The following is an 18589-nucleotide window of genomic DNA, read 5'->3' on the forward strand; positions in this document are numbered from 1 at the left end:
TTGCTTGGAAACTGTAACATATGTGACAAAACTGCATAATATTCATTGAAAATTGAAAATAACCATTTCACTATGCGTTCCTATTCTGAAGGGTGGTCCCCAAAGAGACAATCCGGAAGATACATACACGTGACTGTTTCCCCATTGGCGATAACCGTGGCTTTGCTCGAAGATATAATCGGTCACCCAATTAATAGGCCATATTTGTCCGTGGTGTGTATGCCCACTGAATTGCAGGTCGATGCCGGCAGCTTCCGTTTTTTCCAAATCAAAAGGTTGATGATCCAATAAAATGATAGGTTTGCTTTTATCGATATTCACCATTAACTCTTGCAGGGAATGACGCTTGCGGTTATGACGGTCATCACGTCCTATCAGTTGTATGCCGTTGGGAAGTGTAACTACTGAATCGCGCAATAATTGTATTTGAGTGCTTTTAATATATCGGATACTTTCATCGATACCGCTAATGTATTCGTGATTGCCGAGAACCATATAGATACCCATAGGAGCTTTCAAGTTAGCTAATTCTTCCGCCATATTCTCTGTATAAAGAGGTACGACGCTATTATCAATCAAGTCACCACTAATCAGTATCAGGTCGGGATGCTGCGCATTTATCATTTCCACATATTTTTTTAATGCGGCTTTCCCTGTGCCATTTCCCAAGTGAACATCGCTGATTGCGACGATTTTAATTGCTTGGGGAGTATCTTCATATCGTTTATTGGTTAAAATGCTGACTACATTGGTTTCCGGGTGATGATAGTTATATACCCCACATCCCAGCAATCCCAACGTGAACACTAAAGACAGATAGAACCTATATTTGTAGACAACTTTGAATAATTTCAAGATATCAAACAAAAGCAAGAATAATGCCATGTATAGAGTAAATATCAACCAACTTGTTCCAATGGTGTACATTGAATGGGAGATAAAGACAGGCATCTCAAGGTTACGAGTTAGCATCGTGCCGAAAAAGGATAAAGCACATATCCAGAATAAAACGGTCAGGAATATTTTTACTCCGAGAGATTTAACTTTCAGAGCTTGCTTTGCTCTGATAAATATGTAGGCATTACCTGCCAGATAAAGAGTGATAATGATGAGTAAATATGTAAGCATAGCGTTTACTTAAAAATCAGAGAATTTATTGGGGCAAAGATAGGTTTTATTGTTGAGTAAAAAGAGTTAATAGTGCTGATATGACTCTAAAATAGCCAAATAAAGGAAAGAGAATGTGTCTGTATCGGATTGATTGAATCTTAATTACGAAAAATTATAGGAAAATCTGTTTTTATTCTTATCTTTGTCCTCTGAAATGAAAAAACTAGCCTACATAACAGCACTTATCCTTTCTCTCCTGATTATCTATTCAGGAGGCGGAGTCTCTATTGTGCGTTATTGCTGTGCCCGTTGTGAGACAGTGCAGAGTTGCTGTGATTCAGGCTGTCCGAAGTGTAAAAAGTCTCATACTTGCGATTCAAAGAAAAACTGCAAAGAAAAAGGTTGTACGGTTACGATTTATAAGCTCGACCTGATGAAACACTCTACGGAACTGACCGTATCAGTTTTGGCAGTCGATCTTTTATGTGAGCATTTCTGCTATCTGCTGACTCCGACCTATGCGGATAAACCGGTAGAATTTGATAGTCTGACCTCTCCGCCACCTCTCTGCTCGAGGCAGAAGCTGGCGTTATATTCCACCTACATTATTTAGCCACTATTTCTTTCTTATTTAATCCTTTGCTTTCAATAGAACATGAAAGTAAAGCAGCACTGAATGCAACTAAGTTGCATGAGAAATGAATTAATTTTGTATCTCGAAAGTAACTTTAGAAAGAATGAAATATATGATAATAGGACTGTTCCTGTTATTTGCCGGCAATATATATGCGCAAGTACGGGGAACAGTGAAAGATAGTACCGGGGAGGCTATTCCGGGTGCCAATGTGTTCTGGATGAATACAGGACAAGGAGTGACAACCAAAGAGGATGGTAGTTTTTCTATCACTAAACCTTCCAAAAGCCACATGCTGATTGTCAGCTTTATCGGTTTTCAGAATGACACGATTCATGTGAGCAGTAAAAATCAACAACTGGATATTGTGCTTCGTGATGGAGTGGAACTGAATGAAGTAAATATTGTCACTCGTAAACTGGGAACGATGAAATTGCGCAGTAGCGTGATGAACGAAGACATGATAAGCAGTGCCGAATTGAGTAGAGCCGCTTGTTGTAATCTGGGTGAAAGTTTTGTGACGAACCCTTCAGTAGATGTGAGTTATTCCGATGCGGCAACAGGAGCCAAACAAATTAAATTGTTGGGGCTGTCCGGCACCTATGTGCAGATGTTGACGGAGAACATTCCGAATTATCGGGGAGCCGCCGCTCCTTATGGATTGGGATATGTCCCCGGTCCGTGGATGCAGAGTATACAGGTTTCCAAAGGAACATCTTCGGTGAAGAATGGTTATGAAGCCATCACAGGACAGATAAACGTAGAATTTAAGAAACCGCAGTTGCCGGAAGCTGACTGGGTGTCTGCCAATCTTTTTGCAAGCACTACCAACCGGTATGAAGCCAATGCGGACGCTACATTGAAACTTTCCAAACGATGGAGCACTTCTCTGCTGGTGCATTACGAAAATGAGACCAAGGCGCATGATGGCAACGATGACGGATTTGTGGATATTCCGCAGGTAGAACAGTATAATGTGTGGAACCGGTGGGCATACATGGGCGACCATTATGTTTTCCAGGCAGGTATCAAAGCCCTTTCTGAAACACGTACCAGCGGACAGGTCAATCACGGAGGGACAATGCACTCCGGTGACCTGTATAAAGTAGGGATCGATACGGAGCGCTATGAATTCTTCACCAAGAATGCCTATATCTTTAATAAGGAGAAGAATACGAACCTGGCTTTGATTCTTTCCACCACTTTACACAATCAGGATGCTACGTATGGACGCAAACTGTATAATGTGGATCAAACCAACGTCTATGCTTCGCTGATGTTTGAAACGGAATTTAATCCGCAAAATAGTTTCTCCGCTGGATTGAGCTTCAATTATGACGCTTATGACCAACATTACCGTTTGGAAAATACGACGGACAATCCTCTCAAAGCCTTTGAAAAGGAAGCTGTTCCCGGTGCTTACGTGCAATATACGTTGAACCTGAATGATAAATGGATGGTAATGGCCGGTCTGCGTGGTGATTACAGTAACGAACATGGTTTCTTCGTGACTCCGCGTGCGCATCTTAAATACAATCCGAATGAATATGTGAATTTCCGTCTTTCTGCCGGAAAAGGGTACCGTACCAATCATGTGTTGGCAGAAAACAACTACCTGCTTTCCAGCAGTCGTAAGGTGGAAATAGCAAAGAACCTGGATATGGAAGAAGCGTGGAACTACGGTGCCAGCGTCTCTACTTATATCCCTATATTCGGCAAAACGCTGAATGTGAATGCGGAATACTATTATACGGATTTCCTGAAACAAGTGATAGTCGACATGGATAGCAACCCTCATGAAGTAGCTTTCTACAATTTGGATGGACGTTCTTATTCGCATGTGTTCCAGGTGGAAGCAAGTTATCCTTTTTTCAAAGGATTCACCCTGACAGGTGCTTACCGGCTCACGGATGCAAAAACGACCTACAAAGGTGAACGAATGGAGAAACCGCTGACCAGCAAATATAAAGGACTACTCACGGCTTCTTACCAAACTCTGCTGGGAATATGGCAGTTTGACGCTACACTGCAACTGAATGGCGGTGGCAGGATGCCTACTCCTTATGAGTTGGGAGACGGACAGTTGTCTTGGGAACGTCGTTATGGCAGTTTTGAACAGTTGAGTTTACAGGTGACCCGTTACTTCCGTCGTTGGTCTATCTACCTAGGAGGCGAGAACCTGACAAATTTCAAACAAAAGAATCCGATTATCGATGCGGCAAATCCCTGGGGGAACAACTTTGATTCTACCATGATTTGGGGACCGGTGCACGGAGCAAAAGGATATATCGGAATACGTTTTAACTTAGCTAGAAATAGTGAGTAAAAGCAGGAAATAGCGAATGAAAGAAACGATCGCATAATAAAGAATATTAATTTTAAACTGATAAGAAAAATGAGAACAAAAAGATGGATGGCCACTTGCGTGGTGGCTCTTTTGAGTGTAACAGCTGTATTGGCAAAAGATATTCGTGTTGTTGTATTTAAAGTGTCGCAGATGCACTGTGAGAAATGCGAAAAGAAAGTAAAGGACAATATGCGTTTTGAGAAAGGGCTGAAGGATATTTCGACCGAAGTAAAAACGAAAATGGTAACCATTACGTATGACGCTGAAAAAACGAATGTAAAGAAGTTGCAGGCAGGATTTAATAAGTTCAGTTATGAAGCCGAATTTGTAAAAGAAACAAAGAAAGACGATCAGAAGGCTGATAAGAAGTAATTGAACAAATACCTGTATTAGCTTGTTTCTATAAACAAACAAGGGTTCTTCCCCAACTTCTTTTTGAGAGGAGGGGAAGACCGTAAACAATAATTATATGGGTAACACAACAAAAAAGGCATTTCCTGTGCTTAATATGCATTGTGCAGGATGTGCCAATAATGTAGAAAAAACAGTAAAAAAATTGCCGGGAGTCATTGAGGCTTCCGTTAATTTTGCTACCAATACATTGACCGTTTCTTATGAGAAAGAGCAGCTGACTCCCGGAGAGATTCGTGCGGCTGTGCTTGCGGCAGGTTATGATCTGATTGTGGAAGAAGCCCACAAAGAAGAACGCCGGGAAGAGGAACAGCATAAGCGTTACACTCGTTTGAAGTGGAAGGTGATTGGTGCGTGGATTTTGGTAGTACCGTTATTGGTATATTCCATGATACTGATGCATGTGCCATATTCTAATGAGATTCAAATGGTACTTGCTATCCCTGTTATGGTCTTTTTCGGAGGTGGTTTCTTCACCGGAGCCTGGAAACAGGCTAAATTAGGACGGAGTAATATGGATACTTTGGTTGCGCTTAGTACTTCCATTGCTTTTCTGTTCAGTCTGTTCAACACTTTCTTTCCCGAATTCTGGTATGACCGCGGATTGGAACCGCATGTCTATTATGAGGCTTCTGCGGTGATTATCGCTTTCGTTCTTACCGGAAAGTTGATGGAGGAACGTGCCAAAGGAAATACCTCAACAGCCATTCGTAAGTTGATGGGAATGCAGCCTAAAGCGGCTCGTGTTCTGCGCAATGGAGTGGAGGAGGAGATCTTGATTGAAAAACTTCAGGTAGGTGATTTGGTGGTTGTACGTCCGGGAGAGCAAATACCTGTGGACGGTCAGCTTTCCGAAGGCGACTCGTATGTCGATGAGAGTATGATTAGCGGTGAACCGGTTCCGGTAGAAAAGAAGAAAGGTGATAAGGTATTGGCAGGAACGATCAACCAGCGTGGTTCATTTATCATTCGTGCCGCACAGGTAGGCAGCGAAACCGTGCTTGCCCGTATTATCGCTATGGTGCAGGAAGCACAGGGCAGCAAAGCTCCCGTGCAACGCATTGTCGATCGTATTACGGGGATTTTTGTACCTGTCGTGTTGGGCATTGCTATTCTGACATTTGTATTGTGGGTCGCCATTGGTGGTAGTGAATATATCTCTTATGGTATTTTGTCGGCTGTTTCTGTTCTTGTCATTGCTTGTCCATGTGCTTTGGGACTTGCTACACCTACTGCATTGATGGTGGGTATAGGCAAAGCTGCCAGCCAGCATATTCTGATTAAAGATGCAGTGGCTTTGGAACAAATGCGCAAAGTAGATGTCGTTGTACTGGATAAGACGGGAACACTGACTGAAGGGCATCCTACAGCTACCGGATGGTTATGGGCGCAGTCGCAGGAACCACATTTCAAAGATGTACTTTTAGCTGCGGAAATGAAATCGGAGCATCCGCTTGCCGGCGCTATTGTCTCTGCGCTTCAGGACGAAGAAAAAATAAAACCTGCCGTGTTGGATAGCTTTGAAAGCATTACGGGAAAAGGAATTAAAGCCTCGTATGAGGGACATACTTACTGGGTAGGCAGTCATAAACTCCTAAAAGATTTCAGTGCGACAGTAAGTGATGTGATGGCTGAAATGCTGGTTCACTATGAATCGGACGGTAACGGCATCATTTACTTTGGACGTGAAAACGAATTATTGGCTATCATTGCTGTTTCCGACCCGATAAAGGCTACTTCTGCCGAAGCGGTGAAAGAACTGAAACGTCAAGGGATTGACATCTGTATGCTGACGGGTGACGGGCAACGGACTGCATTAGCCGTTTCTTCCCGTTTAGGAATCGAACGTTTTGTTGCCGACGCTCTACCGGACGATAAGGCCGAATTTGTGCGTGAGCTTCAAATGCAGGGAAAGAAGGTTGCGATGGTGGGCGATGGTATCAATGATTCGCAGGCACTGGCATTGGCTGACGTCAGCATTGCTATGGGAAAAGGAACTGATATTGCTATGGACGTGGCTATGGTGACTTTGATGACATCGGACTTGTTGCTGCTTCCTAAAGCCTTCCAGTTGTCAAAGCAGACGGTCAAACTGATTCATCAGAATCTTTTCTGGGCGTTTATTTACAACCTGATCGGTATTCCAATTGCTGCCGGTATCTTGTTCCCGCTGAATGGTTTGCTGTTGAATCCGATGCTGGCAAGTGCCGCAATGGCGTTTTCCAGCGTGAGCGTAGTGCTCAATTCGTTGAGCTTGGGACGAAAATGAGAAATGAACTATAAAAGACAGGAACCTGTAAGCTGTAAACGATGAATGGCAAGCTGTTATTTATGAACAGCGAATGTAAATAATAGACGGTGAATACTTTGCGGATAATACGCAATTTATTCACCGTTCATTGTTTTACAACTCACCATTTATGTTTTCTATCGTTCTTCGTGAAAATTATCTGTTTCTAAAGTCCAATGGTGTCATTCCTACATATCTTCTGAAATATTTGCCAAAGAAAGAGGCACTGGGGAAGTTTAGAGAATATGCTATCTCTTGGATAGTCATATTGGTACCTTTCAGTTTGGCTTTAGCATCCATGATAACGATATAAGCAATGGTATCCAAAACACTTTTACCTGTCACTTGTCTCACAGTCGTGCTTAGATGTTGAAGAGATATACCTAATTTATCTGCGTAGAACTGTGCACGACGTTCATTTTTATAATTCTCGGTGATGGCTTGAATCAGTTCCCGGCAGATTTCCTTTTTGCGGTTCGAACTGCTGTTTTCTCCCGGAAATTTATGATATATCAGTCGTATGCTTGTCAGGATGGTCTGAAGAGACAATTCGACCAATTCAGAATCCATTTCGAAGTTCTCATTGCAACTGGCCCGTGATAATAGAGCAAAATAGTCTTTCAGATAACTGGCTACTTCTTCATTAAGAGGAACTACCGGCTGTTCTATCAGTTTGGGATATGCGTTACCAATATTCTTCATGAGATTGATCCGTCCGGCACAATGAGCAGAGAAGCCGGCAAAACAAAGGCATACTTTTTCTGTTCTCTCCCGAAACTGAATGATTGTTCCCGGCAATAATGTTATTAAGTCATTGGGGTGAATTTCGTAATCAAGCAGATTGATGGAGGCTTTCATCGAACCTTCGGTACAGATGGCAACAATACATGCTTGCAACCGACAAGATTGCTTGTAAATATTGAGAATGTCTTCTGTTACATTCGTCCATGCTAATACTTCGGTAGGCAAGTCTACCTGTGGAAAGTCCATTTTCATAGTTGTGTGTGTTATATTAGGCCAACAAATGTACGCATTTTCTTTTTATTTCTTACCTTTGTTTTTATGAAAACAGTTTTTATTGATTGGAATTTGATACCATACGCCGAAGCATGGCAACGGCAAACAGAATGGTTTGATAACATTGTCCGGGCAAAAGTTCAGGGCGAGAGTTATGAAAACCGTATTGTGATGTGCGAACATCCCCATGTTTATACATTAGGACGTAGCGGGAAAGAAAATAATATGTTGTTGAGTGATGAACAACTGAAAGCAATTGATGCCACCCTTTATCATATTGATCGGGGAGGGGACATTACTTATCATGGTCCGGGACAATTGGTATGTTATCCGATATTAAACCTGGAAGAATTTCAGTTAGGATTGAAAGAGTACGTGCATTTGCTGGAAGAAGCGGTGATTCGGGTATGTGCTTTTTATGGCATTGAGGCCGGACGTTTGGAGAAAGCGACAGGAGTCTGGTTGGAAGGTGATACGCCTCGTGCGCGTAAGATTTGTGCTATCGGAGTGAGGAGCAGCCATTATGTCACGATGCATGGACTGGCTCTGAATGTGAATACCGATTTACGTTATTTCAGTTATATCCACCCTTGCGGATTTATAGATAAAGGCGTCACTTCTCTTCGTCAGGAATTAAAGCACGATGTGCCGATGGACGAAGTGAAGCAACGCCTCGAAGAGGAGCTTAGAAAACTATTCCAACTCCCAGTTGCCAGGTGCGGCGCATAAAGCAATCTTTATCAGCCAAGGCGTATGAGAAGTCTGCACGTATCGGCCAGAAGTTTATTCCGCAGCCTAGGGTGCCGTAGTTGCCCGCTCCTTTGTCTTTGTCTCCGAAATGATATCCCGCACGGACAACACCATATTTCAGGAAATTATATTCAGCTCCTATGCCAGCCTGGAGATGACGGATTTCAGAGGGGAGCAGATAGTTGAAGTCGAGAGCCACTTGCAAACGGTTTTCTATGCTGAATGGCAGGTCGATTGTACCTCCCAATCCTAATCTGGCGGGTAATTTTTGTCCGTCCAGCTTTTTACCTAAGTTGGCAGCTTGGAAACCAATGCTCCAGGAAGCCATTTCGTCCAATAGAGCCATATTGCGATAGTAGGTCGCGCCGAAGTCCAGACAAACGCTATTCTTGCTGTCTGCGCTTTCCGCGGCTTTGGCTTGCAGGTATCTGAACGTTAATGAAAGAGACAGATTTTTGGCTACATTTCTGAAATAAGCAGCTTCTAAGTCCCATGCGTGAGGGCGGTAATCGAGCACCTTGGGATCTTTGAAATGCCGGAAACCTACAGCAAATCCATGTATGCCTTCCCTTCCGATCCGGTAGAAAAGAGAGGCGCTATGTAGCGCATAATCTTGGTTGATCTTAGCGTATGAATAACTCGCACCCATCACTTCTTGTGAGAAAGCGATGGTAGAAGCATTATGAAAAATAGCTGTACTACCGTTATCGGTGGTAGCTAATCCTGTACCTGCCATACCTGCCGATTGGGCGTCTGGAGTAAGTTCCAGAAAATAGGCGCTTGCCATTTCTTGTGCTCCCAGCAAAGTGGGGAATAAGCACGAGGCGAGAAGGAAATGTTTTACTCGTTTCATAATCAGTTATTTTTAGAGTGAGACATCCGGACAACACGTATGCCTGTCCACGATTTATTGTTGTTTAGCATGTGATTGAGAGGTTCATCGCTGACAACTACTTTTCCCAATGTAGAAGAAGCGTGCAGCAGGTGCAGTTTTCCCTCTTTATATTCTGCTATTCCTACATGAGCAATGTCCAGTCCGGGCATCTTCGTTGTAATAGCAATAATGTCTCCATTCATGATCCAGGGCAATCCGGCTTCCGGCAGTTCGCTTTTCGGCAACCAATGTACGACTTTTCCGGAGATTGCTTTTTCATATTCGGCCATTTGTCGTACATTTTCCGGCGAATCAGCCAATTTTTTATATTGCTTGGGATGGGTAGACATATATGAAAGAGAGATTTTCTGGGTATGTGCACTGTTTTTGGCAGTAATGTCGGTGAGGAATCCGTGGCGGATTCCGTTCTCAATCCATTCGGAAGTATAATGTAACCGGGAAGGATATCCGTTGATGATGCCGTCCCGATAACGTATTTTTTGCAGATTGTCGGCAAAGGAAGAACCGAGTGCCTGTGCCAATGTGTATTCTACGAAAGTGAGGCAATCTACGGCATCAGTCCGGATCACTAATGATTCTTCTCCGTCTTGATCTAATGTGTTAGCCACGTATTTAGTTCCCAGGTAAGATTTTCCGATTCGTAACATGGGTTCGGGGTTTTCCGGGAATACAACGCCGTCGCGCAACCATTTCTCCAATTCCTGTGTCCATTGTTGCTTATATTTAAAATGATCCTGAAATCCCCAGCCATGTCCTCCGGTAGGATAAACATGGAGAGTTGCCGGAACTTTATTTTTTTGTAAAGCGAGGTAATAGTTTACTCCGTGATAAGGTGCTACGGAAGGGTCGTCGGAGGTAAGAGCGATAAATGCTTGTGGAGTATCGGGCGTTACTTGCAATTCGGCAGAGAACTTCTGTATTTGTTCCATTGTTGGATTTTTACCGAGCAATGCAGCTCTTGTATTTCCACGGGTGACTTGCATCATTGTAACCACCGGATAAAGTAATATCTGAAAGTCCGGACGTGTTTCCGAATTATAATGAGTGGCGAGTGTAGCAGTTAAATGCCCTCCCGCAGAGGCTCCCATTAATCCTACCTTGTAAGGATTGACATTCCATTCTTTGGCATGTTGACGTACCATGCGAATGGCTTGTTCGGCGTCTGATACGGGGACTTCCCAATGTCCGTTCGGCATCCGGTATTTTAATACCATATAGGTAATACCTTGTCCGCAGAACCAGGGAGCCATATCATACCCCTCTCCATCCATACCCAGTCCACGATACCCGCCTCCGGGACACATGATAATAGCCATTCCATTCGGCTTTTCCGGATGGTAGACCGTCAGGGTGGGTTGTGTGACATTCGTGACAAAATGAGGGCGCGTTTCCTGCTCTTCTCCGGTTAGTCCGCTGGAGTTGGGAGCACCGTCGGGCCACAAAGGTAGCTCGACGGGCTGCTGCGCAAATGATATGGCAGTTACAAGCGATACTATAATGGATAATAGTCTCCTCATAATTATTTATTTAACTTTCATTGAAGCCTTTATAAAGTAAAGAATCAATAAGGCATACGCTCCTAATGCCAACACTTCTGACCAAGTATTGTTCAACCATGCCTCATTAACCAGATTGATTCCACCAAAGCGCATCGCGGCACTGATTACTCCCATCAATGCACCTCCGGCAATGAAACCGGATGCCAGTAAGGTTCCTTTTTCACCTCTTTCCGTATTCAGAGATGCATCTTTGCTACGTGTTGTAACAAACCAATTCACTGCTCCACCCACTACCAGCGGCACATTCAGTTCCAATGGAATAAACATACCCAATGCGAAAGCTAATGCAGGAATTTTACAAAGAGTCAGAATAATTGCTAAGACAGCCCCAATGCCATATAACAACCAGGGTGCACCTACACCACTCATCAGTGGTTCGATCACGGCTGCCATCGCATTTGCTTGCGGAGCAGCCAGTGCGCCACTTGTAAATCCGTATGTCTTATTCAGGATAATCATTACACCGCCTACTGTTGCAGCCGATACGATTGTTCCCAAGAACTTCCATGTTTCCTGTTTGGCAGGCGTACTTCCGAGCCAGTAACCAATCTTCAAGTCGGTGATAAAACCTCCTGCCATCGACAGCGCGGTGCATACTACACCACCCATAACCAATGCGGCAACCATGCCCGAAGGACCTTTCAGTCCGACAGCTACCATCACTACGGAAGCCAATATCAGTGTCATCAATGTCATTCCCGAAACCGGATTAGTACCAACAATCGCAATGGCATTAGCTGCTACTGTGGTGAACAGGAAAGAGATGCCGGCAACCAAAACAATGGCTACCAATGTATGCAACAGATTCCCTTGCATGACATCGAGATAGAAGAATAATACGATTAATATCAGTGTGATGATAGAACCGATAGCGATAATCTTCATGGAAAGATCCCGTTGTGTACGGATAATGCTTTTCTCTACGTTCCCTTTACCGCCCATCTCTTTGGCTGCCAGCCCGACAGCGCTCTTGATGATGCTCCAGGAACGGATAATACCGATCACACCCGCCATAGCGATACCACCGATACCGATGCTCTTGGCATAATATTTGAATATTTCTTCCGGACTCATCATACCTACGGTAGAGGTAATTTCCGGATTCCATGCATTCAGTACACTGTCACCCCAGATAGCAGACATTCCCGGAATGATAATCCACCACACAGCCAGTGAACCGGCACAAATGATGGAAGCATATTTCAGTCCGACGATATATCCCAAACCAAGCACAGCGGCACCGGTGTTTACCTTGAATACTAATTTCGCCTTTTCTGCCAGCATTTCTCCGGCACTGCAAACACGGGTGGTAAAGTTCTCGTTCCACCATCCGAATGTCGCTACGATGAAGTCATATAATCCGCCGATCATACCTGCCATCAATAATGGTTTGGCCTGGCTGCCGCCTTTTTCTCCGGAAATCAACACTTGTGTAGTGGCTGTTGCTTCCGGGAAAGGATATTTTCCATGCATGTCGCTGACGAAGTATTTACGGAAAGGAATCAGGAATAGAATACCTAATACGCCACCCAATAAAGAGCTGATGAATACCTGCATGAAGGTAACCGTCATCTCGGGATATTTAGCTTGGAGAATATAAAGAGCGGGGAGGGTGAAGATCGCTCCGGCAACGATTACTCCGGAACAAGCTCCGATAGACTGGATAATCACATTTTCGCCCAACGCATTTTTTCTTTTGGCAGCTCCGGAAACTCCTACGGCAATGATCGCAATTGGAATAGCTGCTTCAAATACCTGTCCGACCTTCAACCCCAGATAGGCAGCGGCGGCCGAAAAAAGGATTGCCATGGCAATACCCCATGCTACTGACCAGATATTAACTTCCGGATAATTTTTAGAGGGACCCATCAACGGGTTGTACACTTCCCCGGGTTTCAACTCTCTGAACGCATTCTCGGGTAACCCGGTGAATTTGTCTTCTTCTTGTTTCATAGTTTTTATAATTTGCTAATGTGTTAATTTACATTTCCGTCCTCAAAGTAAACAAAAAAAAAGGAGAACCGAAAGATTCTCCTTTATGTAATAGTCTATTTTTTCCTACTTTGCATCTTTTGCTGTCATATCGCCTTCGATATACAATCTTACCATCTCTGTTTTGGCGTTGGTACGCAAGGTGATTGATTTTTTGAAATGTCCCGGATATTTGCCTGTTCCGTTATAAGTCACCTTGATTGTTCCCTTTTTGCCCGGCATGATGGGCTCCTTTGTATATTCGGGTACTGTACATCCGCAAGAGGCTACAGCCTGATGGATCACCAGCGGGGCATCGCCGATATTAGTAAAGGTAAATGTGCAACTGACAACCGGGCTGTTTTCAGAAAACTTACCGAAATCGTGAGTTGTTTTGTCAAACTTGATATCTGCATTTGTTTGTGCAAATGCAAAGCTTACGCCCATTACTAACAGGGTCATTAAAAAAAGTATCTTTTTCATTTTTCCTTCTCTTTTTGATTACAAACGACAAAAATAATGCTTTTCCCCTAAAATATACTTTATGGAGTGCGAAATAGTATTAAATGATTCTCTTTTGCTATTTTGAGAGCTGGAATCCGAGCATCATTCCATCGTAATTTTCGGCCAGTGAACTAACTGTTTTCAGTGCGGTACTGCTACTTTTGCTACCGATGAAAGCCATTAATTTCAACAGTTTGTCCGAGTTGAACAGTAACTCCAGTGAGCTGGAACTGCAATTTACTTTAGCGTGCAGATTCAGAAGTTTCAAATACTTCAAATCAACTTGTTTGGTTGAAGCATTGTAGGAGTAAGTGCCTTTCAATGTTTTCTTGCCCACCGTGCTGGTGAAAGTACTGTCGGCATTGAAAGTGAAACTCATCTGGCCGTCTTTAATACCTATTTTGCTTAATTGTTCGTTCAGCTTATTTTCAGCCATAGTGGCTGCGGCAGCTCCGCCTGCTTTCATTAGTAAGTTATCCGATTCGAACTCTACCGCCGAACCTTTGTAGCTCCATGTTCCGGTCATGTCGATAGATTCGGTGGTTCCGGTGATGGCATTTACTACTTTTGAAATGTTGTCCTTATTTAATAAGTCGGACCATGATTGCGCCTGGCTGTTAGTTGCCATTAGCATAAATACTGCTATAAAGGCAATAGGTAAAAAACTCTTTTTCATTTTCATTCTTCTTTCATTTAACATTGAGATCCTTGTTTATGTTTTCTATGTAGTTGAGTATATCAACACGTCCTGTGCGGTCTTCCGAGGAAGATACGAAGTGAGGAGGGAGCTCTTCCCATTGTTTGCCCAACTCACGTAAATAGGCATTGATATTCATTTTTAAACGTCCACCTTTTAGCTTGTCGGCTTTGGTAAAGATGATAGAGAAGGGGATACCGTTCTCGCCCAGCCATTCCATAAACTCGAGGTCTATTTTTTGAGGTTCCAGCCGGCTGTCTATCAGGACAAAGAGGTTGGTCATTTGTTCCCGTTCCAAGATATAATCTTCGATTATGGTGCGTATCTGGTCTTTCCCTTTTTGTCCGCGTCGGGCATAGCCATATCCCGGAAGGTCGACGAGATACCAATTCTTATTGATAAGGAAGTGGTTGATTAACATCGTTTTTCCCGGAGTAGAAGAGGTCATGGCCAGACCTTTACGGCTGGTCAACATATTGATAAGACTCGATTTTCCCACATTCGAACGGCCTATAAAGGCATATTCCGGGAAAATGCCGGCCGGGCATTTCTTCACGTCCGTATTGCTAATCACAAATTCAGCACTTGTTATTTCCATTTTCTTGTCATTTATTTCTTTGTAACATCGTTTTTCCCTTTTTTAGACATGCAGATTAACCCCGCAAAGGTAAGCGTTCCATTTAACATTAGCAATTCATAACCGAATTTATATCCGGTTTCTTTTCCAATCCACCAGTCGGCAAGATAGCAGAGCAGGGGTGAAAAGATGGCTATGAGAGGAACCCACCGGTCGTTCGTTTGTCTGCGTGTAAAAAGTCCGAAAGCAAACATTCCGAGCAGGGGGCCGTATGTGTAGGAGGCGATGATATATATGGCGTCAATAACACTCTTATTATTGAGTATTTCTACCAGGCAGATGAAGAATGCCAATAAGACTGATAACGATAAATGCACTTTGCCTCTTTTGCGACGTGCCGTTTCTTCTGTGTCTTTTTCCGTATTCAGCAGGTCTACGCATACACTGGTTGTCATGGCTGTCAGGGCGGAATCCGAGTTGCTGAAAGCTGCTGCGATAATGCCGATTGTAAAAAGTACCAATACGGATTGTCCCAGATAACCTTGGGCTGCAAACATGGGCAGTATATCATCATTCATGGCTGGCAGTTCGAGTTGCATCTGTCCCGCTAGCGCTATCAATAGAATTCCCAAGCATAGAAAAAGGAAATTTAGCGGAATGAATGAGAAACCGTAGCAGTACATGTTTTTTTGTGCTTCCCGGAGGTTCCGGCAAGAAAGATTCTTTTGCATCATATCCTGATCCAGTCCGGTCATTACGATGACGATGAAGATACCACTGAAAAACTGTTTGAAGAAGTTCTGTCGGGATATCCAGTCGTCAAATACAAAAATACGGCTGTGTTCGCTGTTTTGGATTGTTTGCACAATGCCGCTGAAATTAAGGTCTAATCTTTGGATCGTAAAATAGATGATAAAAATCAGAGCGGCAATCAGGCAAAATGTTTGTAAGGTATCTGTCCACACGATGGTCTTTATTCCGCTTTTATGAGTATATATCCATACCAATGCAACCGAACCGACAGCAATCAGCCAAAAGGGAACGTGCATTTCCTGAAATACATACGTATGGAGAATGAGGCATACCAGATAAAGTTTGGCTGCGGTTCCCAACATGCGTGACAGCAGAAAGAAAAAGGAACCGGTGCGATAGGCACGCATCCCGATGCGGGTGCCGAGATATCCGTAGATACTTGTCAGATTCAACTTATAATATAAAGGAAGTAAGATATGGGCTACGGCCATGTATCCGAAGAAAAATCCGAGTACCGTTTGCATATACGTCATATCCATTCCGCGCACCATTCCCGGTACAGAGACGAAAGTGACTCCGGAGATAGAGGCGCCAATCATTCCAAAAGAGACTATATACCAAGGTGATTGGTTCTCTCCCTTGAAGAACGCTGCATTCGATCCGCCCTTACGTCCGGTGATACGGGCTATTAGTAATAATACCGCGAAGTAGCAAAGAATAGTGACTAGTATCATCATAACAGATGCAAAGGTAGCAATTTTTGTAGGTATTAAAAACAATAATCTGTATCTTTGCAAGGTTTTATCGATAGAACAGCAAATATTATCTATGAACCAACAATATCCTTCTATACTGCTTGAAAAGGCAGTCGGCGAATTTTCCAAACTTCCGGGTATCGGGCGTAAGACGGCTATGAGGCTTGTTCTGCATCTGCTCCGTCAGGATACGGCTACGGTGGAAGCTTTCGGAAATTCTATCATAACGTTGAAACGTGAGGTGAAATACTGCAAAGTGTGTCATAATATATCCGATACTGAAACTTGCCAGATTTGCGCTAATCCGCAACGGGATGCTTCCACTGTCTGTGTGGTGGAAAATATCCGTGATGTAATGGCGGTAGAGGCAACCCAGCAGTATCGCGGGCTTTATCATGTTTTGGGTGGGGTTATTTCTCCAATGGACGGAGTCGGACCGAGTGACCTTCAAATTGAAAGCCTGGTGCAGCGGGTGGCTGAAGGTGGAATCAAAGAAGTTATTCTGGCATTGAGCACCACGATGGAGGGCGATACTACCAACTTCTATATCTATCGCAAGCTGGATAAACTAGGGGTTAAACTAAGTGTGATAGCCCGTGGCATATCGGTTGGTGATGAACTAGAATATGCCGATGAAGTGACTTTAGGACGCAGTATTGTGAACCGGACGCTTTTTACCGGAACTGTATAAACATTATTAATCATTTAAGAACGAACATGGAAGAACAGATAAAACGAGCTGTCAGAAATTTGAATATCAGTTATGTTTTCTTTTGGGTGCTCCCGGCATTTTTGCTTGGGGCAGGAGAGTTTGAACTCTATCCCGTAGGAGGTTTGGTAGATAACGCACCGGCTATCTACTATTTTGAGACGGTCGGCATTTTGCTCACTGCTTTGTGTGTGCCTCTTTCTCTCAAATTATTTAGCTTGGTGCTTAAGAAAAAGATAGATCACATGACTATCACGCTTGCCTTGAAGCGATATGTGCAATGGAACATTGTTCGCTTGGGAGTGCTTGAAGTAGCTATTGTGGTGAACCTTTTGTGTTACTACCTGACGTTGAGCAGTACGGGTAACCTCTGTATGCTGATTGGCCTCACGGCGTCACTTTTCTGCCTGCCCAGCGAGAAGAGATTGCGTAACGAACTTCACATTGCAAAAGAAGAAAAGCTATGAGACAGTCCTTCTTGATGAACGATCGTATCTATCTTCGTGCGGTAGAACCGGAAGATATGGATATAATGTATGAGATGGAAAATGATCCTTCGATGTGGGACATCAGTAATTTTACGGTTCCATACTCCCGTTATGTGTTGCGCCAATATATTGAAGGTTCGCAGTGTGATGTGTTTGCGGATAAGCAATTACGTCTGATGATTGTGCGCAAATCCGACCAGTGTATACTTGGTACGATTGATATTACGGATTTCGTTCCCCTTCATTCGCGGGGAGAAGTCGGAATTGCCGTTCATAAGGATTATCGGCAACAAGGTTATGCCACCGACGCATTGAAGCTGCTTTGTGAATATGCTTTTGATTTTCTGTCTTTAAGTCAGCTTTATGCACATGTCACGACAGATAATGACGTTTGTGTAAAGCTGTTCACGTCTTGTGGCTTCGTTCAATGCGGATTATTGAAAAACTGGCTGCAAGTGGAGGGCTGCTACAAAGATGCATTGCTCCTCCAATGTTTGAATCCTAAGAAATAAAATATTAGTTGAGAGTAGGCACTTGTGGGAAGCGTGACCACGTTTCGTACTTGCTGCCTAGTTTCTCTAAAGCAGTCCGCCACATATCTTTGATATTGTTTTTCATCAGATATGATTTTTCTTCTTCAGACACCAACCATGTGTTTTCTCTGATTTCATTGCTCAACTGTTCGCTGTCCCATCCGGAATATCCCAGGAAGAAACGGATACATTCGCTGATCTTATTTCCTTGTAATATATATTTCTTTATTTCATCAAAATCTCCATTCAGATAAAGTCCTTTGCTGATAGAGATAGAGCCGGGGATGTCTGATAGTGTATGGAGGTAAAATAAAGTATCAGTGGCAATAGGTCCACCCTTGTATAGAGGAATCTCGTCCAGATATTTGAATTCCATGATGATATCGTTCAGGAATAATGGCAGTTGTTTGTTGATAACCAATCCCATACTTCCTTCGTCCGTATGATCGACCAGTAAAATTACGGATCTGCCAAACGTTGCGTCACGCAGAAAAGGTTCAGATATTAAAATCTTTCCTCTTGATGGTAACACATTATTCGATTGAATCTTAAATATGTCAGAGTCGATATTCATGCCACTAAAGTAAGA

The 18589-nt window shown here is 43.4% G+C and carries 18 protein-coding genes; 8 read left to right on the forward strand and 10 right to left on the reverse strand.

All coding sequences use genetic code 11. The features are described from left to right. Positions 1-42: 42 nt before the first annotated feature. Positions 43-1128, reverse strand: coding sequence for a metallophosphoesterase (locus KFO40_RS03170; RefSeq protein ID WP_004306295.1), 1086 nt, complete (start codon positions 1126-1128; stop codon positions 43-45). 196 nt (positions 1129-1324) lie between these two features. On the opposite strand from KFO40_RS03170, the gene KFO40_RS03175 reads away from it, so the two are divergent. The 4 genes from KFO40_RS03175 to KFO40_RS03190 all read left to right on the forward strand — a co-directional run bounded on the left by KFO40_RS03175 (position 1325) and on the right by KFO40_RS03190 (position 6771). Continuing rightward, complete coding sequence (locus KFO40_RS03175; protein ID WP_009041149.1) at positions 1325-1723, forward strand: hypothetical protein; 399 nt, start codon at positions 1325-1327, stop codon at positions 1721-1723. Positions 1724-1847: 124 nt separating this feature from the next. Then, positions 1848-4070, forward strand: coding sequence for a TonB-dependent receptor (locus KFO40_RS03180; protein ID WP_151923619.1), 2223 nt, complete (start codon positions 1848-1850; stop codon positions 4068-4070). A 69-nt stretch (positions 4071-4139) separates the two neighbouring features. Continuing rightward, a complete protein-coding gene (locus KFO40_RS03185) occupies positions 4140-4463 on the forward strand; it encodes a heavy-metal-associated domain-containing protein (RefSeq protein ID WP_004300412.1) in 324 nt (107 codons plus the stop codon). A 97-nt stretch (positions 4464-4560) separates the two neighbouring features. Further along, positions 4561-6771, forward strand: coding sequence for a heavy metal translocating P-type ATPase (locus tag KFO40_RS03190; RefSeq protein ID WP_151923618.1), 2211 nt, complete (start codon positions 4561-4563; stop codon positions 6769-6771). Between the two features lie 177 nt (positions 6772-6948). Here the strand turns inward: KFO40_RS03190 and KFO40_RS03195 are convergent, their stop codons facing one another. After that, positions 6949-7788 carry a helix-turn-helix domain-containing protein gene (locus KFO40_RS03195; protein ID WP_004300415.1) on the reverse strand — a complete coding sequence of 280 codons (840 nt, stop codon included), beginning with the start codon at positions 7786-7788 and terminating at the stop codon, positions 6949-6951. Between the two features lie 66 nt (positions 7789-7854). Between KFO40_RS03195 and lipB the strand changes: the two genes are divergently transcribed. Further along, positions 7855-8538 carry a lipoyl(octanoyl) transferase LipB gene (gene lipB, locus KFO40_RS03200; protein WP_195355625.1) on the forward strand — a complete coding sequence of 228 codons (684 nt, stop codon included), beginning with the start codon at positions 7855-7857 and terminating at the stop codon, positions 8536-8538. Here lipB and KFO40_RS03205 read toward each other — a convergent pair. The 7 genes from KFO40_RS03205 to KFO40_RS03235 form a co-directional block, all read right to left on the reverse strand. Beyond that, positions 8495-9412: a PorV/PorQ family protein gene (locus tag KFO40_RS03205; protein WP_117610665.1), complete on the reverse strand. Its 918-nt coding sequence runs from the start codon at positions 9410-9412 to the stop codon at positions 8495-8497. The two genes, lipB and KFO40_RS03205, sit on opposite strands and share 44 nt — an antisense overlap. Before the next feature lie 2 nt (positions 9413-9414). Beyond that, positions 9415-10971, reverse strand: coding sequence for an N-acetylmuramoyl-L-alanine amidase-like domain-containing protein (locus KFO40_RS03210; protein WP_118408370.1), 1557 nt, complete (start codon positions 10969-10971; stop codon positions 9415-9417). 6 nt (positions 10972-10977) lie between these two features. After that, a complete protein-coding gene (locus tag KFO40_RS03215; RefSeq protein ID WP_004300419.1) occupies positions 10978-12966 on the reverse strand; it encodes an OPT family oligopeptide transporter in 1989 nt (662 codons plus the stop codon). A gap of 105 nt (positions 12967-13071) precedes the next feature. After that, the gene (locus KFO40_RS03220; RefSeq protein ID WP_004300420.1) at positions 13072-13467 is read right to left on the reverse strand and encodes a DUF1573 domain-containing protein; all 396 of its coding nucleotides are present in this window, start codon (positions 13465-13467) and stop codon (positions 13072-13074) included. A 97-nt stretch (positions 13468-13564) separates the two neighbouring features. Continuing rightward, positions 13565-14188, reverse strand: a complete 624-nt coding sequence (locus KFO40_RS03225; protein ID WP_182422550.1) for a DUF4923 family protein — start codon at positions 14186-14188, stop codon at positions 13565-13567. Further along, on the reverse strand, positions 14178-14783 hold the full coding sequence (gene yihA / locus KFO40_RS03230) for a ribosome biogenesis GTP-binding protein YihA/YsxC (protein WP_004315890.1): 606 nt from the start codon (positions 14781-14783) through the stop codon (positions 14178-14180). Before yihA ends, KFO40_RS03225 begins: the two co-directional genes overlap by 11 nt. 11 nt (positions 14784-14794) lie before the next feature. Next, positions 14795-16252, reverse strand: coding sequence for a sodium:solute symporter (locus KFO40_RS03235; RefSeq protein WP_087321862.1), 1458 nt, complete (start codon positions 16250-16252; stop codon positions 14795-14797). Positions 16253-16343: 91 nt separating this feature from the next. Between KFO40_RS03235 and recR the strand changes: the two genes are divergently transcribed. From recR to KFO40_RS03250, 3 genes are read left to right on the forward strand one after another with little or no spacing between them, the layout of a single operon-like run. After that, positions 16344-16961, forward strand: a complete 618-nt coding sequence (recR, locus tag KFO40_RS03240; protein WP_004306273.1) for a recombination mediator RecR — start codon at positions 16344-16346, stop codon at positions 16959-16961. Between the two features lie 26 nt (positions 16962-16987). Continuing rightward, positions 16988-17446 carry a hypothetical protein gene (locus tag KFO40_RS03245; RefSeq protein WP_087317945.1) on the forward strand — a complete coding sequence of 153 codons (459 nt, stop codon included), beginning with the start codon at positions 16988-16990 and terminating at the stop codon, positions 17444-17446. Further along, positions 17443-17979 (forward strand): GNAT family N-acetyltransferase, encoded by a 537-nt coding sequence (locus KFO40_RS03250; protein WP_004300426.1) that lies wholly within the window; start codon positions 17443-17445, stop codon positions 17977-17979. The genes KFO40_RS03245 and KFO40_RS03250 overlap by 4 nt, the downstream gene beginning before the upstream one ends. Before the next feature lie 4 nt (positions 17980-17983). Here KFO40_RS03250 and KFO40_RS03255 read toward each other — a convergent pair whose 3' ends face one another. Further along, positions 17984-18574 carry a YqgE/AlgH family protein gene (locus KFO40_RS03255; protein WP_087321857.1) on the reverse strand — a complete coding sequence of 197 codons (591 nt, stop codon included), beginning with the start codon at positions 18572-18574 and terminating at the stop codon, positions 17984-17986. Between the last annotated feature and the right edge of the window lie 15 nt (positions 18575-18589).

The sequence above is a fragment of the Bacteroides sp. 1001302B_160321_D4 genome, from assembly GCF_015667765.1.
Taxonomy (GTDB): domain Bacteria; phylum Bacteroidota; class Bacteroidia; order Bacteroidales; family Bacteroidaceae; genus Bacteroides; species Bacteroides xylanisolvens.

Excerpts from the sequence above, each read along its gene's own strand:
- KFO40_RS03220 (WP_004300420.1), bottom strand. The coding sequence starts at position 13,467 with ATGAAAAAGATACTTTTTTTAATGACCCTGTTAGTAATGGGCGTAAGC.
- KFO40_RS03210 (WP_118408370.1), bottom strand. The coding sequence starts at position 10,971 with ATGAGGAGACTATTATCCATTATAGTATCGCTTGTAACTGCCATATCA.
- KFO40_RS03205 (WP_117610665.1), bottom strand. The coding sequence starts at position 9,412 with ATGAAACGAGTAAAACATTTCCTTCTCGCCTCGTGCTTATTCCCCACT.
- KFO40_RS03175 (WP_009041149.1), top strand. The coding sequence starts at position 1,325 with ATGAAAAAACTAGCCTACATAACAGCACTTATCCTTTCTCTCCTGATT.
- KFO40_RS03225 (WP_182422550.1), bottom strand. The coding sequence starts at position 14,188 with ATGTTAAATGAAAGAAGAATGAAAATGAAAAAGAGTTTTTTACCTATT.
- KFO40_RS03235 (WP_087321862.1), bottom strand. The coding sequence starts at position 16,252 with ATGATGATACTAGTCACTATTCTTTGCTACTTCGCGGTATTATTACTA.
- KFO40_RS03255 (WP_087321857.1), bottom strand. The coding sequence starts at position 18,574 with ATGAATATCGACTCTGACATATTTAAGATTCAATCGAATAATGTGTTA.
- KFO40_RS03215 (WP_004300419.1), bottom strand. The coding sequence starts at position 12,966 with ATGAAACAAGAAGAAGACAAATTCACCGGGTTACCCGAGAATGCGTTC.
- KFO40_RS03195 (WP_004300415.1), bottom strand. The coding sequence starts at position 7,788 with ATGAAAATGGACTTTCCACAGGTAGACTTGCCTACCGAAGTATTAGCA.
- KFO40_RS03245 (WP_087317945.1), top strand. The coding sequence starts at position 16,988 with ATGGAAGAACAGATAAAACGAGCTGTCAGAAATTTGAATATCAGTTAT.
- KFO40_RS03190 (WP_151923618.1), top strand. The coding sequence starts at position 4,561 with ATGGGTAACACAACAAAAAAGGCATTTCCTGTGCTTAATATGCATTGT.
- KFO40_RS03185 (WP_004300412.1), top strand. The coding sequence starts at position 4,140 with ATGAGAACAAAAAGATGGATGGCCACTTGCGTGGTGGCTCTTTTGAGT.
- recR (WP_004306273.1), top strand. The coding sequence starts at position 16,344 with ATGAACCAACAATATCCTTCTATACTGCTTGAAAAGGCAGTCGGCGAA.
- KFO40_RS03250 (WP_004300426.1), top strand. The coding sequence starts at position 17,443 with ATGAGACAGTCCTTCTTGATGAACGATCGTATCTATCTTCGTGCGGTA.
- KFO40_RS03170 (WP_004306295.1), bottom strand. The coding sequence starts at position 1,128 with ATGCTTACATATTTACTCATCATTATCACTCTTTATCTGGCAGGTAAT.
- lipB (WP_195355625.1), top strand. The coding sequence starts at position 7,855 with ATGAAAACAGTTTTTATTGATTGGAATTTGATACCATACGCCGAAGCA.
- yihA (WP_004315890.1), bottom strand. The coding sequence starts at position 14,783 with ATGGAAATAACAAGTGCTGAATTTGTGATTAGCAATACGGACGTGAAG.
- KFO40_RS03180 (WP_151923619.1), top strand. The coding sequence starts at position 1,848 with ATGAAATATATGATAATAGGACTGTTCCTGTTATTTGCCGGCAATATA.